Here is an 18,341-nt window from a genome sequence, read left to right on the forward strand (position 1 = left end):
GCTTGGCCAGGATGGTAGATTGATACGATGCAACATAATAAGTTAACACCGAATAACATGATGTCCCGACAATATGACGATTTGGTTCTCACGGCAAACGTTAAAGCCGAGAGGGTGGGTTCAAAAGACGTGTTGGACGCGACAAGTGCATTAATGAGTGTGGCCGCCACAGAAAGACTAACTGTAGGCGAAATACTGATGAGCGGTCAGTACAGAAAGGGAACATTATTACCAGTATCGTCCGGAGTGTACACATTTGAACTCGATAACGTCGTCAGAGAGAGCCTGCTGGTATCAGGCGACAGACTTACAGTACGGAGCATTGCGCACGATAGCGATGCGGCCGTAATCCGTCTTGCGGGCACGGTCTTGACGGCTGCCTCGGAGCCATACCAACTGCAGCGAATTGCCAGTTTGGTGAGTCGGGTATCAAGACAGGGTCATGTCGGCCCTCGCCAGCGCACGTTGTCAATTGTGGGACAAAATGTTGTAGAAGATTTCTGTAGTTCGCTGCAAACATTTGATACAAAGCGTGGCTCAATGGTCGCGGAAGCAATAACGGATTTAGTCGTTGAATACGGCCCAAAACTCATCGAGGATTAGACGCGGATTATGCGCTCAGTCGTTTGAGTAATGCATAGACATCATCCGTCGTCTGTACCCGGTAGCGGGCTATCGACCGGCCACGGCCGACTTTGATGGTGTAAGCCGTGAGCGGCAGGCTGTCGAACATATCTTCATCGGTGTAATCATCGCCCATACAGAGGATAAAATCTGGAATTTTAGCTGCCGGGTATTGGTCTAGCAGGTGCGTTACGGCTGAACCCTTGTTGACGTCAGTTGGCTTGATCTCGAGAATTTTATTACCGTTAAACACGCCGAGGCCATGAGATTTGGCGTAGGGCCGCAGCAAACGCCGTAATATGACGAGATGCTTCTGCGCATAGTAGGGCGACGCGGCGCGGTAATGCCAGACCAGCGAGAAGTTTTTGGCTTCGACGAAGGCGCCGGGCGTATTAGCGGCGTATTTCTCAAGGATTGGCAGTACGGCGTCTTGCCAGGCCGGCGAGGCATCAGTCAGACGCTGCCATTTGGCGTGAGCTGCTTTCTTGGCTGCAGGTTTGCTGCTCTTCGTGCTTTTGGTAGTTTTGCTGGGCCGAAGCAGGGCACCGTGCTCAGCTACCAGACTTATCGGCAGGTCCCCAAGCCACAGCTCCAGGTCCTGCTGGCTTCGGCCGCTGATGATGGCTATGTCTACTTTCTCGGTTTGGCTGAGTTTGTTGAGCGTCCGGAGTATTGATGTAGTCGGCGCTGCTTTGGCTGGGTTGGTGACATGCGGCGCTAGCACACCGTCGTAGTCGAGCAATAATAGCGGCCGCTGTGCCCGGCTGAATGTTTCGAATAGGTCCTCTTGACGCTCCTGCGTGAGCGTCCTGGTGATATGGCGAGTGCCAGGAATCGGCTTTTGAAGCGATTGCATGAAGTTACCGGCCCAATGTTGCACGGTATGCGTGGCGATCTGTTTGTGCATGGTCGAAATGCGATGTTTTAGTTCACGTTTCGGCATTTTGACAGCGCTCGTCAATGCTTGGACCAATGACTCCGGACGGCGTGGATTAACGAGTAGGGCGTCGGTCAGCTCCTGGGCGGCGCCAGCGGTGCTACTGAGAATGAGTACGCCGTCGTGTTTGGGGCGGCTGGCAATATATTCTTTGGCAACCAGGTTCATACCGTCGCGCAGCGGGGTGATAAAGGCGACATCCGCTACCTGGTACAGTGCCGTTACGGCTTCGACGGACATTGAGGTATACATGTAGTCAACTGGCTGCCAGGATTTGGTGCCGAACTCTTTGGATATGCGCGCCACCAGGTCTTCGACGCGTTCCCGCAGCTGTATGTACTCATCAATCTCAGTGCGCGACGGCACGGCCAGCATGACCATAATGACTTTGCCATGAATAGTTGGTGTCCGGCGTAGAAATTCATAGTAGGCTTCCAGGCGTTCTACGAGGCCCTTGGTCGGATCGAGCCTATCGACGGTCAGGATGACTTTGAGACCTTTGTACTTTCGTTTATGTTGCCTCAGTTCTTTTTTGACGGCGCTGAGTTTGCGGGCACGGGTAAAGCGATCGTAGTCGATGCCCATTGGAAAGTCCATAACCCGAGTCGTATGCACGCCTTGAATGACCTGGCCGGACTCAACAATTTCACTCGTCAACTCTTTGCATGCTTCGAGATAGTTATCGGCGTATGACTTAGTATGCAGCCCCATAAGGTCGGCGCCGAGCGTGCCGGCCAGCAAATGTTTGGCAGAGGGAACCTTTTGAAAATGTTTGAGCGACGGGAAAGGGATGTGCAGGAAAAAGCCGATTTTGGCTTTAGGTCGAACGACACGCAGCAGGGCAGGCAGGATGAGCAATTGGTAATCGTGTACCCAGATGGTGCTGCGCGTATCGCTCAGCGCCAGTACGACGCCGGCAAAAGCTGAATTGACCGATTTGTAAGCTTTCCAGTATCTGTCGTGAGCTTCGGTATGGGCAGGCAGATCGTGAAATATTGGCCATAGAATGGTATTGCTGTAGCCGTTATAGAAATTATCCAGTTGTTTTTGTGTCAAAAATACGGGGTAGCAATTGCTTTTTCGAAGCGTTGTCGTGATCTCTTCGCGCTCGGCCTTTGTCAGGTCGTCGCTCGGAATACCCGGCCAGCCAATCCATTTGTTTCGCTTGTCGTCGACATATGCGGCCAGGCCAGTTGCCAGCCCGCCAACACTTGGATAAAAGGCCAAGCTGCCGTCCGCAGACTTCTTAATACTGATCGGCAGCCGGTTTGAAACAATAACTACTGATGGTGTCATATCTACGCTAGAATGTATCACACTTTTGGCCTTTCTTTAGTAAGATAGCCTACTTTGTGGAGCAGCAGAAGGGTCATACGTATGCGTAAAACCAGCGCGGCTGGCCAGCGTTTGTTATGATTGGAGCAGTGATTACGATACTATCGGGAACCAATAATTATCTGTTGCGGGCGGAGCTGCGCCAAATGATAGCAGTATTCGAAGCTGAGTACGGCGATATGGCGCTTGAGCGGCTCGACGGAGAAGACTCGTCCTACGAACGCATCCAAGAATCGGTACAGAGTTTGCCGTTTTTATCTGACCGCAAAATGGTGGTGCTGCTGACGCCAGGGGCGAGTAAGCAATTTGCCGAAAAAGCCCCAAACCTGCTGCAAGAACTGCCGGATACCACTGATCTCATCATCGTTGAGCCCAAGCTCGATAAGCGTTCAACCTATTATAAATTCCTCAAAAAACAGTCAGGGTTTACCGAATATAACGATCTCGATGAAATGGGCCTGGCCAAATGGCTGGTAGGTCTCGCTCGAGAAAAACAGGCCCAGCTCGGCATTGCCGATGCAAAATACCTGATTGAGCGAGTCGGCAGCAATCAGCAGATGCTGGCCAGTGAAATCGAAAAACTATCGCTCTATCAATTGGACATCAGCCGGACGGCTATCAACGCACTGACCGTCGCTGCGCCGCAGAGCACTATATTTCAGCTGCTCGAAGCCGCTTTTGCCGGCAACACCCGCCAAGCGCTGCATATCTACGGCGAACAGCGAGCACTGAAGGTCGAACCGCAGCAGATTATCGCAATGCTTGCCTGGCAGCTGCATGTGCTGGCGCTCATCAAAGCCGCCGGCAACGGCTTCGCGCCCGATGTCATCGCCCGCGAAGCCAAGATCAGCCCGTACGTGGTGCGCAAAAGTGCGAGCATCGCCCGCAAGCTAACCGTCGCTCGGACGAAGCAGCTCATTTCCGACCTGCTGGTTATCGATGAGCGCCTGAAGCGCGAGAGCCTGAACGCCGATGATGTATTGCTGGATTACTTGATCCGGCTCGCAGACTAGATGCATGCCCCGGCTGCGTGTGCTCATTCGTCCAGACAAATAAAATAGCCGCTCAACGAGCGGCTATTAGGAGTTCTAGCTGATAAGACTATTTTTTTGCAGCTGGTTTCTTAGCAACGGGCTTCTTGGCGGCTGCCGGCTTCTTGGCAGGGGCTTTAGCAGCTACCTTTGGAGCGGCTTTGCTGGCTGCTGGCTTTTTTGCTGCCGCTTTTTTAACTGGGGCTGCCGCACCGGCGTCTTTGGCTTTCTTGGCGAGCTGCGCTTTTTGGCGGGCAGCTTTGTTCTTGTGAATCAGTCCTTTTTTGGCAGCTTTGTCGATGTTGCTTTGAGCAGCGGCGTGGGTGTCAGCCGACTTTTCACCGCCAGTGATGGCTTTGTGAAAAGCTTTCAATGCAGTTTTGAGCGTCCGCTTGGTTTTGCTGTTGCGAATGGCAGCTTTTTCAGCAGTACGGACACGTTTTTTGGCTGATTTGATAATTGGCATGAAAGGGTTCCTTTGATTACGTATCTATTGGTTGTTCGATTGTAAACTATAACAGATATAACCGAGTGTTGTAAAGAAGGGCATAGACGCTTGTTGTCACAAAATGATTATGGTAAACTGACAGTAAGGCTATTTAAGAATATTGTACAAAACGTATTCTACAAGACAGAAAAATAAACAAACATATGAATGAAACACCTATGAATCCGAATAACAGTTCGCGCGACCCCAAATCTCAAATAGTCGAGAAGCTGAAGTCTACCAACAGCATACTCGTGACAGTCAGTGCTAATCCATCCATAGACCAATTGGCGGCATGTCTCGCCATGACGATGGTCCTCAATAAGATTGGCAAAAGCGCTACGGCAGTATTCAGCGGCAAAGTGCCATCGGTACTTGAATTTTTGCATCCCGACGAAACGTTGCAGACGACGACCGACAGTCTGCGTGACTTTATAATCGCAATTGATAAATCCAAGGCCGACAAACTGCGCTACAAGCTGGAAGACGAAGTCGTCAAAATCTTTATTACACCGTACAAAACCAGTATTACCGAAGCTGATCTCAAGTACAGTGCCGGTGATTTCAATGTTGAGCTTATCTTGGCGCTTGGTGTCAAGCATCAGCAGGATCTGGACGCCGCGATTACCGCCCATGGCCGTATTTTCCACGATGCCGTGACTATGAGTATCAACGCTGCTCCCGGCGGTGACTTCGGCGTAGCAAACTGGGAAGATTTGAATGTCAGCAGTTTATCTGAGCAGGTCGCCAGCCTGATCGACGCGCTCGACCCGCGTCTGCTTGATGCTGATATTGCGACTGCATTACTGACTGGCATCGTTGCCGAAACCAGCCGGTTCAGCAACGTGCGGACCCGCCCAAGCTCCCTGACGGCCAGCGCGGCGCTGCTGGCTGCTGGTGCCGATCAGCAGCTCGTCAATCTGAAGCTCCAGGAGCTCATCGGTACGGTGGTAGATCTACGGGCAGGCGACGAAATTGCACCGACAGTCAGCGACCCAAGTTTAGTGCGTCATGACGTTGCCGAAGAGCTTGTGATTGATGAACATGGCGCATTTAAACAGATTGAAAATACGCTTGCGCCATCAGGCGAAGTGGTGCCGCAATCAGATGAAGCAACAGCAACAGACAAGGGTATAGAAACAGCTGCAGATGATAATGCAAACCCGTCAGCTGAATCTGCCTCTCGCGTAACGGCTGAACTGCATGCTGACGTAGCTGCACAACCGGACCAAGAGAGAGCTGCTGGCGATGCTTCAGATTCAACGGCTGAGCCTAGGTCCACGCCGGCTCAAGCAGCAGATACATCTGATCAGCAAACGCCTCCAGAAGCCGAACTTGCCAATCCGACCGCATCAGAAATGTCTCAAGCTGCACCATCAGAACCCGACGATGCTGCTTCGGCTCGGCAGGCAGTCGAAGCAGCACTCAGTAGCCTCGATGCGGTAGCCCACACCGAACCGGCTGTCGTTATAAACCCGTCGCCACAAACACAAGAGCCGTCAGAACCATCAGAATCTCATGTCGATGCTGTACCGATCAGTATTGTCGAACCTGCGGCGCCGCAGTTTCAAAATCCGTTGATTACGCCAATATCGCCAAACCAGCCTTCCTATAGCAATCCGGCAACAATGACCAATTATGACGGCCCGCAGGCGCCAACAGCACAGAATAACGAACCGGCACCGCTGAGCATGTCGCCAGCCGACCAAGCCTTCACAATGCCAATGCCGCCCGCCAGCGCTATGCCGGCAGCAAACCGTCCGATGTTTCCGCCACCGCCCACACCACCAGAACCGGCCGGTAATGTACCACCCCCATTGCCTCCGCCAATGATGCCAGGCGCTTAGTCCTGCCTACAACGGCGTAGTAAACTGCGCTTGTATCAGGTAAGCTAGTGCCATGCAGGGAATACTCCTTATTGATAAGCCGCGCGAATGGACGTCATTTGACGTCGTCAATTACGTGCGACGTCAAGTAGCCCAGCTGGAAGGCAAAAAACCCAAAAACTGCAAAGTCGGTCATACTGGCACGCTTGATCCACTGGCAACCGGGCTGCTTATACTAGTTGTCGGCAAGGAATATACCCGCCGGGCCGGAGAATTCAGCAAACTTGATAAAACATATGAAGTGACCATGAAACTCGGAGAGACCAGCACCACCGGAGACGAGGAAGGTACAAAAAGTGCCGGTTCGACCAATACACCAACTGAACAGCAGATTACAGACGCCTTGCGGGCATTCACAGGCGATATTATGCAAACACCGCCAGCTTTCTCGGCCATGAAAATCAACGGTGTCCGCGCCTACAAGCTGGCCCGCGAAGGCAAAACAGTCGCCATGGAGGCGCGGCCGGTTACTATTTACAGCAACACCCTGACAGCATATGACTATCCGTTCATAACGTTCGTCAGTGCCGTGAGCAGCGGCACTTACATACGCAGTCTCGTCGAAGACATTGGCAGGCAACTAGAGACAGGCGCGTACATGAGCGACCTGCGCCGTACAAAAGTTGGCGTACATTCTATCGCCGACGCTACAGAGGTAGAAAATATAAACATGAGCAATATCACATTGCGGCTGTTGACATTACCTGCGACGGAGACTATACCGGAATCATAGCCTTTTGTGCGAATAATGGCATAAAAGAGAAAGCGTATGCCTACGTAGCCATCAATAATATGCGTCTCCCGATCGGGTGACTGTTTTGTACGTCTCAGCCCGACTTGCTATAAGAGAGTATTTAAACCCGTACCTATTGACAATAAATATTATATATTGTATTATTATAACTTCAGTTTATTTTTACTGCCGTGTGCGGTATAAGAAAGTGTATTGATAATGTTTCTCAGTACAGAGAACGCGCCGCAGATTCGGCAGTTTGGCATTGAGCATACCGGCACCCTCAAGCACTCGCCGATTGCAACTCGTGTCGGTGTAGCTGTCGTGTTTCTTGCAAACGATTCTGAAGCTATTTATTATGACAATAACATGGCCGAAATGCAGGATGCGCAGGCAAGTTGTATATCAAGTGCCGGCGTTGAAGTGTATACCAGGGCGCAGTTATGTGTGGATGGGGAGCATCCTGATGATGATATTGGCGGACGGATTAGCTCTATTATGCCTCGAAGCGAGGCCGGTACCATCATGGTAATACAGAGCGGCGTGTTGTATGCAGCAGTTCATCATATAGCTCAAAAGCTACGCGTTTTACAAGATACAAGTAAATATCCAGAAGAGGCTATAGCAGCTATGCTATCTAATCGTATGATGGACGGACGGAAAATTGACTATATTGTCAGCGAAACCTTCGACAATAATATGCGTCAAACTGACGTCACGTTCTGTAAAGTAGGGAGTGCGGCACGCGCCCCGAGAGCCAGTCGAGTGTCGCTGCCACAAAACGTATAGACTGGCATCTTGCAGTAGGATGCTGTATCTGGTAGAATACCATTCATATGATTACAAGTGAGAAGAAACAAGCAGCTATCAAAAGCACACAGGTCCACGCCAAGGACACTGGTGGTGCGTCTGTCCAGGTCGCGATTGACACTGAGCGCATTAAGGAACTGACCGAGCACCTCAAGGTCAACAAGAAAGATTTTGCGGCCCGCCGCGGTCTGTTGCAGCTCGTTGGTAAGCGTCGCCGTTTGCTCCGCTACATCGCCGGACGCAATAGCCAGGGCTACCTTGATCTTATCAAGCAACTCGGCATTCGCCGCTAATACTATATAGAGCCGTACGATAAAGACCGCTAAATAGTTCACTGCGCACAAACCAGGACCTTTATACTATAGAAAGGTCCAAGCTTGTGCACATTTAAAAGGCAGAGTTCCATACGTTGGCTGCAAAGCTACAGATATATCGCGTCGAGACTACTATAGACGCACAAGCGTACGCATATATTTGAACCTTGCAACCAACATCTCAGCCAGAAAACAGGAGTACCTATGAGTGCAACTACACCAACAACCACCCAGAAAAATCCAATGGGCAAGGACATCATTAAAGTAGAGACAGAGTTTTGCGGCCGCACGCTGAGCCTGGAGGTCGGCCGCGTCGGCTTCCGCACCTCTGCCTCGGTCATTGCACGCTACGGTGATACAGTCGTACTGGGAACGGCTATGGTCAGCCCGCGGACTGTACAGGGAATGGATTATTTCCCGCTCAGTATTGATTATGAAGAAAAATTTTATGCTGCCGGCAAGATTAGTGGCAGCCGCTATATCAAGCGTGAAGGCCGTCCGAGCGATGATGCTATCCTGATCGGCCGGCTGATTGATCGTCCAATCCGCCCACTGTGGCCAAAAGGCTATCGCAACGAAGTACAAGGCGTGGCCACAGTTCTGTCCATGGATCCAGCCTTTCGGCCCGATATGATCGCTATGATTGCGCTCAGCGCAGCGTTTATGCTCACTGGTGCGCCGTTTGATGGTCCGGTGGCCGGACTTCGCCTCGGTATGGTCGACGGCAAAATCACACCGTTCGCATCCGCCGAGCAGCTGAATGCTGGCGCGCTCGACCTTGTCGTTGCTGGAACGAGCGAGGGTATTATGATGGTCGAAGCTGGAGCCTCAGAAGTTACCGAAGAGCAGATCGTCGAAGCCTTGGCCATGGCCCAAGAAGCCATGCAGCCAGCCATTGCACTGCAAAATGAGCTCGTCAGCCGAGTCGGCGTTACCAAGCAGGAATATGAGCTCGTACTACCTGACGAAAACATCCAAAAAACCGTTGCCGAATATGTAGCCGAAAAGCTTGGCGAAGACCTGCGCGCACCGTACCCAGAGCGCAATGAACTTGTCGCAACGCTGCGCGGTCAAACAATGGACCATTTCAAAGAAGAAGTCGGCGAAGATTTCGCCAGCCTCAAAAACGAATACGATGAAGCTTTCACGATGGCGCTGCACAAAGACGTCCGAGCCGGTATTATTAGCGATCAAACCCGACCAGACGGCCGCAAATTGACAGAAATTCGTCCGTTATCATCCGAAGTCGGACTGTTGCCGCGCGCTCACGGATCCAGCTTGTTTACCCGTGGATTGACACAGGCGCTAAATGTCGTAACATTAGCACCACTCAGCTACGCTCAGATGGTTGACACCATGGAGCGCAATGACGAACGGCGATACATGCATCATTACAATGCGCCGGGATGGACGGTCGGTGAAGTCCGCCGTCTTGGCAGTCCTGGCCGCCGCGAAATTGGCCACGGCTACCTAGCTGAGCGTGCTCTGACGGCGGTACTGCCGCCAGAAGCAGAATTTCCGTACGCCATTCGTGCAGTTACCGAAATCATGTCGCAGAATGGTTCAACGAGCATGGCCGCAACCTGTTCTTCGACGCTCGCGTTATTGGACGCTGGCGTGCCACTAAAAGCACCTGTTTCCGGCATCGCTATGGGGCTGATGATGGACGGTGACACGCCGTACGTGCTCAGCGACATCGCTGACGCTGAGGATTTTGCTGGAGACATGGACTTCAAGGTGACAGGTACCAGCAAGGGAATTACCGCGCTTCAGATGGATATGAAAGTCCACGGTTTGCCCGTCGAAATCCTCGCCAAGGCACTCGAGCAGGGCAAGCATGGTCGCGCGCATATCTTGGAGCACATGGTATCGGTTATGCCGAAGCACCGCGATAGCCTTAGCCCATTCGCGCCGCGCGTCGAATCGATCCAGATAAATCCCGACAAGATCCGCGAAGTCATCGGCAAGGGCGGTGAAGTCATCCAGAAGATTACTGCTGAAACTGGTGCCGAGATCGACATTAAAGACGACGGAACAGTCATGATTGCCAGCCCGGACGGGGCAAGCATTGATGCTGCCAAAGATTGGATTATGAGCATTGTCGCCGAGCCGGAAGTCGGCGCTATCTACCGTAATAAACCGGTGATGAGCGTGCTTGATTTCGGAGCGTTTGTTCAGATCATGCCCGGCAAAGACGGACTAGTGCACATCAGCGAAATATCCGAAGACCGAGTCGAGCAAATTGGCGACGTCATCAAAGAAGGCGACAAAGTCACCGTCAAACTTGTCGCTATCGACGACCGCGGCCGCCTACAGCTCAGCATGCGCGCAGCTGCCCGCGAACTAAATGACGCGCAGGAATAAGAACGCATAATATTTCAGAGTAATTCGGGAACCAAAGGTACAAGCATACTATATGAATAATCAAAACAAACTTTTTGCCTGGCAGGAGACGAAGATTGGCTTAGCCGTTATAGTGCTGTTCGACGCGGTTATAACGTATGTTTGGGTTTTATTGGCCATCGACACCGGTAGTTTGCTTAATTACTTCCTGGCCTTTTTGTTCTTGCTATTCGGTATAACGGCTGCGGTAAAGCTTTTTAAGAAAGTAACGCATAAATGAGCACCAGTAAGCAACAACAGCTCGACGCTATTCGACAAAGCATTCTGGACGATCAGGTAACGCCGGAGCTGGCGGCCAGTGCGACGCAGCTCGTACTGGGGGATGGCAACCCTGATGCCGACATCGTGCTTATTGGTGAAGCTCCCGGCAAACAGGAGGATATACAGGGAAAACCATTTGTTGGCGCGTCGGGTAGGTTTTTGAACGAAATGCTTGCTATAATACAGTTACAGCGCGAGGATATTTATATCACGAACATCGTCAAATACCGGCCGCCGGAAAACAGGGATCCGACGCCGGAAGAGAAAAAGTCGTTCCTGCCATATTTACAGGCCCAGTTAGAAGTAATTCAACCGAAAGTTGTCGTGACGCTCGGTCGTCACAGTAGTAATTGCTTCTTACCGGATCTGCAAATCAGTAAAGAGCATGGGAAGCCGAAGCGCCTGCGGCTGGCATTCCGATCCGATCCGTCCCAAGTGCTCGAAGTTGTTGTCCTGCCTCTGTATCATCCGGCAGCTGCACTGTACAACGGCGGTATGCGCCAAACGCTTATCGACGACTTCGCGCAGATACCCGACATAATCAAGAAAATTACATAATTTAATCGAAGAAATAAGATATTAAACAAGGAGATTCTATGAATCCAGAAGAAAATACGCCAAGGGAAAACCCCGGCAATACTAACAATAATGGTAGCTCAAACAGCGACCTCGGCAATGGTGGAGCAAACTCAGCTGGAAACAGCGACAGTCAACCACGCCCAAGGGGACGCGGCAGCCGCGGCCGTGGTGGACAAGGCGGCCAAAGTGGCGGCGGCGGTGGACAGCGCCAAGGCGGTCCGAACGGCTCAAACAATGCTAACGGCCAGAATGGCTCGAATGGCCAAGGTGGACGCTCCCAAAACGGCGGTGGCCGCAGCTCCGGACGACAGTCCGGTGGTAACGACCAGCGCGGACAAGGCAATGGTAGCGGCCAGCGGATGGGTGGCGCCAGTGGCGCATCCCGGGGTGCGGCTGTCCGCGCTCAGAAGCGTTCTCAAATGGATGCTCAAAAAATTGCCAATCAGTACCAATCGGCAAATATCGAAGGTGCTCCCTACAACAGGGAACGCGCCAACGTTGTCGACGATCGCCCACGTCTTAAAGTGATTGGTCTTGGCGGTATGGACGGTGGTGGTTCCAAAAACATGATTCTCGTTGAATACATCAACGACGCAGTTATTATGGACTGTGGCAACGACCTTGGCGTTGACTTGCCCGGTATCAACTACGGTATTGCCGATACGGCATACCTGGAGACAATCCGCCACAAGCTGCGGGCCTACATCATCACCCACGGCCACCTGGACCACATCGGCGCCTTGCCGCATATCGTCCCAAAATTCCCAGCACCTATTTATGGATCCAAATTCACAATTGGCCGCGTCGAAGAAATCTTTGAAAATTTTGGCCTGCCAATGCCTGAAGGTTTTGAGCTGAGAACGGTGACAATGAATGAAAATACGCACGAAAAACTCAAAATCGGTGAATTCTTCGTTGAGCTCGTGCGTATTACACACTCTATTCCTGGCTCGACTTGCATCGTGCTTGATACGCCCGTGGGCCGTATCATTAACACCGGTGATTTCCGTTTCGATCCAAACCCGCTCGACCACGAGAAAAGTGATTATGACCGTCTGACCGAGCTCGGTAACGAAGGCGTGCTGGCACTACTCAGCGAAAGCACGACAACGGAGCGCATGGGCCGCACGCCGTCAGAAAGCACGATCGAGCAGAGCTTCGTCGACATTATCAGCAATGCACCAGGCCGGATATTCGTCGGGCTGTTTTCGACCAACATGAACCGCGTCCAGATGATTGTCAACGCCGCCGTCCATCACAACCGCAAAGTTGCCATGGACGGACGCAGTATGGTAAGTACGCTTGAAATGGCAATCCGCCATGGATTTATGAAAGTCCCTAAGGGAACATTCGTGCCGATCGCCTCTGTACCGACTATGAAGGATCAGGACGTCGTCGTAGTCTGTACCGGTTCTCAGGGCGAGCCAAGCAGTGCTTTGCAACGCATGGCTGGCGGCGAACATCGCCATATCAAGCTCAAAGAGCAAGATACGGTTATTTTGTCCAGTACGCCAATCCCTGAAAGCGGTAACGATGCGCACGTCGGCACGATGGTCGACGGGCTAACTCGCAAAGGTGTGCATGTCTTCGAAGCTCGCCACCACGAGCTTGATGGCGTTGGACCACTGCACGTATCCGGCCACGCCAGCCGCGACGAATACGCTGATATGATTAACATGACAAAACCAAAATTCTTTATACCGATCTACGGCGCGTACCGCACCAAGCAGCGTCACATCGATATTGCAATCGAGCAGGGAATTCCACGAGCTAACTGCGTTAACGTTGAAAACGGTGATGTTATCTGCTTAACCGCCGACAAAATGACCGTCGAAGGCCAAGTGCCGCACGGTACAATCCTGGTCGACCAAACCGGAGCTATTGTCAGTAACGTCGTCATCAAAGACCGCGTCCTGCTCAGCGAAGAGGGTCTAGTCGCTATCGTGCTGACTGTCGACAAAAAAACTGGCAACCTAATGACCAGTCCAGACATCATTAGCCGAGGCTACATATATATGCGTGACAACGAAGATCTGATGAACGGTCTACGCATTGAGCTGAAGCGGGCTGTTCAACAACGCTTCAAACGCGTCGATCTTGACCGCTTCAAGGCGGAGATCAAAGACCACGTGACGCATTACCTGTTTGAGCACACGCAGCGCAGCCCAATCATCATCCCAGTTGTCAATGTCATTAGCGGTGGCAAGGGCGGGGATAACGGCCCTAAGCCCACTGACACCAAACTCCCAGCTGGTGCCAAGCCGAAGTCAGCCGAAGAGGTTGCCATTGAGCAACAAAAGCGTTTTGATGAAATGCGCGCCCGCTTACTGACTCAAGACGCCCGCGTCGATTAAGTTTGCATCTGCGCACAGTCGGCAAGAATAACCATGCCCTTTTTTGCAGCAAAACTTTGAGGTTGTTTTTACAACACATCTGTCTTATACGCAAAAAGTCCTTGCTATATTACGAAGCGTAAGCATAATAGTATGCAAAGCAATGTAATACATTTGGATATAGCGTGAAGTGGATACAATCCCGTCGAGAGTTAGTACGAAATAGTTTAGCCGTAATTGTTGTGTTGATCGTCAGTATACTTGGCGTAAAAATATTGATGGGCAGCCAGGCTGCAACCGGTGCGACCATGTCAATGAAGACGTCGTCTACCTCTCTTGCCCCTGGATCAACTTTTTCTGTGACGCTGAGTGAAGACAGCGGTACTGATTTAGTAAACAGCGTACAGGCTTCACTGAGTTACGATGCGGCTCAGCTGCAATATGTCAGTATCACCAACGGCACAGCCTTTCCAACGGTAGCCGCCAACAGCACAAGCACGCCAGGCATCGTTCGCGTCGGCCGGGCTGCCACCACTCCCGTTAGCGGCGTTAAAGACATCGTTACGGTTAACTTCACGGTCCTAGCCAGCTCCGGCACGATCGGCCTGACCTATGATAAGAATTTCTCCTTTGTTGTACGCAGCACTGACAATACGGATATTTTGACGACAACAACCGGTCTCAGCCTGCCAGTATCTGGTGGCTCAACAGCCAGCGCCAGCATGTCGCTCAGCCCTGCGTCGGGGAATGTCGCAGCCGGATCGACTTTTACGGTCACTGTTCGCGAGAACAGCGGCACGTCTGCTGTTAATACTGTCCAAACAGCTATCACGTATGATCCCGCCAAATTGCAGTATGTCAGTATGGCTGAAGGAAATGTGTTCACAAACATTGCTGCAACGGATACGGTAACGGCGGGCAGGGTACGGGTTGCCCGAGCCGTTCAAGCTGGCTCGGCCGGCGTTTCGGGCGATAATCCGGTCGTTGTGTTAACTTTCAAAGCATTGAGCGCGTCAGGAGCGACCTCGCTGACCATAGACAAGACTCAGTCATACGTCAATCTTGCTAGCACGAGTGCAAATATCCTCGGAACTGTTGCCGGCAGTACGTTCACTATAGCCTCCGCGCCAGCGCCCGCTTCTGCCACCTTATCACTTAGTCCGACGAGCGGAAGCTTTGCAAACGGCTCAACCGTCGCAGTTACGGTTAAGGCAACCAGTACTGCTGCACCTATGACAACGGTTCAGTCAACTATAAATTATCCTGCGGCTCAGCTGCAATACGTTAGCACTACCGAAGGCGGCGTCTTCCCAACGGCGCAGCGCACCAATACCGCCACAAGCGGAGTCATTGACATCATTCGCAGCTTACCTGGTGGGAGCGATGGAGTGACTGGTGCAAATAATGTTGTGACGATCAGCTTCAAAGTTATTGGTACGACCGGAGCAGCAGCACTAACTTTCGGAAATACCTCAGCTATCTACGATGATTCTGGCACCGGCACAAACATTCTTAGTATCGTTAATTCGACGGCTGCAAACTATACCGTAGCTTCGCCACAGCCAACTTGTACCGGCAACCCAAGCCAGCCAACCGCGCTAACCCGAACCAGCACCAATTACACGACGCTTGGACTGTCCTGGACCGCCAGCACGCCAGCCAGCGGTTGTACACTCGCCGGATATCACATCCTCCGCGGCGGGGTGAGCATTGGCGATGTCACGACTGGTACGACGTTTACCGACAGCGGCCTCGTATCAGGAACCAATTACGTGTACAGTATTCAAGCCTTCGATACTGCCGGTCGTGTATCGACTGCCAGCACCGCTGTAACCATGACAACGAAGGCAGACGATCAGTCTCCAACCGCTCCGGCTGGCGTGACGGCTGCGGCACCCGGAGCAGTCAGCGTCAACCTTTCCTGGAATCCAAGTACTGATTACCCTATACCCGGTGGAGTAGGGCTTGCTGGATACCGTATATACCGTAACAATGCAACGACACCGACCTACACAGTCACAAATGGCACAACCTATACTGATACCAATGTAACTGCCAGTACTACCTACGGCTATACGGTGACAGCCTATGACAACCTCGGCAATGAAAGCGCACCGTCGAACGTTGTTTCAGCCAGGACTGCTACCGGCACGGTAGCATGCACCGGCAATCCTACGGTACCGACTGCGCTGGCATCTGGTGCGAGCACCATGACCACGACCAGTTTGTCCTGGACTGCCAGCACGCCAGCCAGCGGTTGTACGCTCGCCGGCTACCGTATCCTGCGCAATTCGACAGTTATCGGCAGCTCCGCTACTACCAGCTTCAGCGACACCGGCCTGACACCAAACACCAGCTACACATACGCTGTTCAAGCATACGATGCCAATGGTAATGTATCGGCACTCAGCACCGCCAGGACGGTTGTCACGGCAAGTGACACGACAGCGCCAGCTGCACCAACTGGCGTAACCGGTACTGCAGTATCGCCTGGACAAGTGACACTTGCCTGGACCGCCAGCACTGATAATGTCGCCGTAACAGGGTACAAGGTATACCGCGGTACAACGCTCCTGACGACAACGTCAGCTACAGCTCGCACTTACAATGACACGACGGTCAGCGCCGACACCAGCTACGTGTACACCGTTTCAGCTATCGACGGAGCGGGCAACGAGAGTACCAAGACAGCAGCGACACCAAATCCAGTCCGCACCCCAATAGCCACTGATGCAACCGCACCAAGCGCTCCCGCTAGCCTCCGAACTGTTACCATAACGACAAGATCAGTTGCGCTCACCTGGAACGCCAGCAACGATAATACCGCAGTCACCGGCTATCATGTCTACCGAAATGGTGCCCTCATCGGTGATGCGACTGGGCTGTCCTACACAAATACTGGTCTGACCGCCAACACGGCTTACGTCTACACCGTCAAAGCCTTCGACCGGGCAGGTAATACATCTGCAGCGTCAAACGCATTAACGGTTACGACTCTTACGCCAACTGGCACAGAGCTCGGCGATTTCAACGGCAACGGCATGGTCGACCTGTCAGACCTGTCTACGCTGCTGACACACTGGCAAGAAAGAAATGTACCGATAAGGTACGGAGACTTAAACCAGGACGGTATAGTGGACCGCACTGACCTTTCAACGTTACTGAGTTACCTAGGAGAGAAAGTATGAATCGTGCACTTGCTAAATTTAACCACCTAGAGAAGCTGATGCCGCTGCTTGTTGTCGGCGTTCTCATAGCGGCGGGTGCGGTAATCTACAATTTCAATGCCCGAGCAGCTACAGCCGGTTTCTCGTTCACTACCTCAGCAAACAGCTACAAGATTGGCGACACTTTCGAAGTCGCAGTCTACGAGAACTCTGACACCCAGTGTGCCAACGTCGTCCAGGCTGATTTCACCTATCCGGCAAATTTGCTCAAATACAACGCTGCATCGGCTAGTGGCAGTAAATTCGAAAGCGTTCTGTCATCAGACTCAGGAAATGGCACCGTATCGCTGCAACAATACACCACACGCAAAGAGTGTGGCAGCGGGGGAGCCTCTACCTCCGGCGTCAGTGGCAATCAACTGATCGCACGTGTGTCATTTACGGTTATCAATGCTGGCACAGCAGCACTGAATTTCAGCCCTAACAGCACTGCCATAAGTAGCTCCGACAACCAGACGAATGTCTCACCTAGCAGCACGGGCGTTAGCCTTACGCTGACACCGCAGACTTCAACCACCACACCGCCCGTAACTTCTCCGCCAGTTACAAAGCCGCCGTCAGCACCTCCGAAGCCAGCCCCACGTCCAGTTACCGCCATCACGCCGACGACGACCGGCACGGCAATCCCCCTGAACGACAACGATGTTCTTCAGCTAGAAGCACCAGCTGATGTCACGCCACTGCCTGTCCAGCCTGATGGTATCAACAGAATCGAGTATTACCTTGGTGGTAAGCTGGTCGCAACAGTCAAGACTGCGCCGTACAAATACCGCCTCGATACCGCTAATATGCTCAACGGCAGGTACAATCTGACGACCAAGACCTACTACGCCAACGGTCAGTTCAAATCAGTCAGTCAGACAGTAATCGTTGATAATCCATTCGGTTTCACGCAGTTCAAACTCATCATGAAGAAGTTCGCATGGCTCATCATCCTGCTGCTTCTACTCATCGCTGCCGCAGTTGCCGCCTGGATCATGCACCGCGGTGGAAAATGGAATGGACACGATGACGACCCGACCGACTTCACGCCTGGAACCCACAATGTTCCTAGTGACGGACCAGTCATTCAGCCCAGCAATGTGCCGCTTGTATCTAAGCCAGTTGCTCCCAAGAGCAGTGAAGCAGTGAGCGCTGACATCAAGAAATCACCAGCAACTCAAACAGTGTGGCAGCCCCGACCGCTTCCTTCGTCGCCAGCAAAAACTGTAAAGCCCAGTGAAGCACACGATCTGACCATTGCCTCTCCCCCCAAGGAAACAGCTGCCGTCGGCAAGCCTGAAGTCTCGGATGATGGTGCAAACATCATACACCCGACGACTCCGACCGATACCGCACGGTAATTACAAACATAGATAACTAGTTTTATAGCCTCTGAAAA

Annotated in this window: 14 protein-coding genes; 12 read left to right on the forward strand and 2 right to left on the reverse strand. The window is 52.3% G+C overall.

Translation table 11 applies throughout. From position 1 onward, the window contains the following. Positions 1-27 precede the first annotated feature (27 nt). Positions 28-603: a hypothetical protein gene (locus tag VF575_05300; protein ID HEX8182986.1), complete on the forward strand. Its 576-nt coding sequence runs from the start codon at positions 28-30 to the stop codon at positions 601-603. Positions 604-610: 7 nt separating this feature from the next. Here VF575_05300 and VF575_05305 read toward each other — a convergent pair whose 3' ends face one another. Further along, positions 611-2,857, reverse strand: a complete 2,247-nt coding sequence (locus tag VF575_05305; GenBank protein HEX8182987.1) for a bifunctional alpha,alpha-trehalose-phosphate synthase (UDP-forming)/trehalose-phosphatase — start codon at positions 2,855-2,857, stop codon at positions 611-613. A gap of 128 nt (positions 2,858-2,985) precedes the next feature. Between VF575_05305 and holA the strand changes: the two genes are divergently transcribed. Beyond that, positions 2,986-3,909, forward strand: a complete 924-nt coding sequence (holA, locus tag VF575_05310; GenBank protein ID HEX8182988.1) for a DNA polymerase III subunit delta — start codon at positions 2,986-2,988, stop codon at positions 3,907-3,909. Positions 3,910-3,997: 88 nt separating this feature from the next. Here the strand turns inward: holA and rpsT are convergent, their stop codons facing one another. Beyond that, the gene (rpsT, locus tag VF575_05315; GenBank protein ID HEX8182989.1) at positions 3,998-4,393 is read right to left on the reverse strand and encodes a 30S ribosomal protein S20; all 396 of its coding nucleotides are present in this window, start codon (positions 4,391-4,393) and stop codon (positions 3,998-4,000) included. 185 nt (positions 4,394-4,578) lie between these two features. Here rpsT and VF575_05320 point away from each other — a divergent pair, with 185 nt between their 5' ends. The 10 genes from VF575_05320 (at position 4,579) to VF575_05365 (ending at position 18,303) form a co-directional block, all read left to right on the forward strand. Next, the gene (locus VF575_05320) at positions 4,579-6,261 is read left to right on the forward strand and encodes a hypothetical protein (protein ID HEX8182990.1); all 1,683 of its coding nucleotides are present in this window, start codon (positions 4,579-4,581) and stop codon (positions 6,259-6,261) included. 52 nt (positions 6,262-6,313) lie between these two features. Next, the gene (gene truB, locus VF575_05325) at positions 6,314-7,033 is read left to right on the forward strand and encodes a tRNA pseudouridine(55) synthase TruB (GenBank protein HEX8182991.1); all 720 of its coding nucleotides are present in this window, start codon (positions 6,314-6,316) and stop codon (positions 7,031-7,033) included. A gap of 219 nt (positions 7,034-7,252) precedes the next feature. Continuing rightward, on the forward strand, positions 7,253-7,822 hold the full coding sequence (locus VF575_05330) for a hypothetical protein (GenBank protein HEX8182992.1): 570 nt from the start codon (positions 7,253-7,255) through the stop codon (positions 7,820-7,822). Positions 7,823-7,869: 47 nt separating this feature from the next. Then, positions 7,870-8,136 carry a 30S ribosomal protein S15 gene (gene rpsO, locus VF575_05335; GenBank protein ID HEX8182993.1) on the forward strand — a complete coding sequence of 89 codons (267 nt, stop codon included), beginning with the start codon at positions 7,870-7,872 and terminating at the stop codon, positions 8,134-8,136. Between the two features lie 225 nt (positions 8,137-8,361). After that, the gene (gene pnp, locus VF575_05340; protein ID HEX8182994.1) at positions 8,362-10,521 is read left to right on the forward strand and encodes a polyribonucleotide nucleotidyltransferase; all 2,160 of its coding nucleotides are present in this window, start codon (positions 8,362-8,364) and stop codon (positions 10,519-10,521) included. A gap of 52 nt (positions 10,522-10,573) precedes the next feature. Continuing rightward, complete coding sequence (locus tag VF575_05345) at positions 10,574-10,780, forward strand: hypothetical protein (protein HEX8182995.1); 207 nt, start codon at positions 10,574-10,576, stop codon at positions 10,778-10,780. Beyond that, positions 10,777-11,379 (forward strand): uracil-DNA glycosylase, encoded by a 603-nt coding sequence (locus tag VF575_05350; protein HEX8182996.1) that lies wholly within the window; start codon positions 10,777-10,779, stop codon positions 11,377-11,379. The genes VF575_05345 and VF575_05350 overlap by 4 nt, the downstream gene beginning before the upstream one ends. A 38-nt stretch (positions 11,380-11,417) precedes the next feature. Next, the gene (locus VF575_05355) at positions 11,418-13,754 is read left to right on the forward strand and encodes a ribonuclease J (protein HEX8182997.1); all 2,337 of its coding nucleotides are present in this window, start codon (positions 11,418-11,420) and stop codon (positions 13,752-13,754) included. A 164-nt stretch (positions 13,755-13,918) separates the two neighbouring features. Beyond that, positions 13,919-16,921, forward strand: a complete 3,003-nt coding sequence (locus VF575_05360; protein HEX8182998.1) for a cohesin domain-containing protein — start codon at positions 13,919-13,921, stop codon at positions 16,919-16,921. Continuing rightward, the gene (locus VF575_05365) at positions 16,918-18,303 is read left to right on the forward strand and encodes an Ig-like domain-containing protein (GenBank protein HEX8182999.1); all 1,386 of its coding nucleotides are present in this window, start codon (positions 16,918-16,920) and stop codon (positions 18,301-18,303) included. The genes VF575_05360 and VF575_05365 overlap by 4 nt, the downstream gene beginning before the upstream one ends. Positions 18,304-18,341 lie beyond the last annotated feature (38 nt).

Source organism: Candidatus Saccharimonadales bacterium (genome assembly GCA_036388415.1).
GTDB lineage: Bacteria > Patescibacteriota > Saccharimonadia > Saccharimonadales > UBA4665 > UBA4665.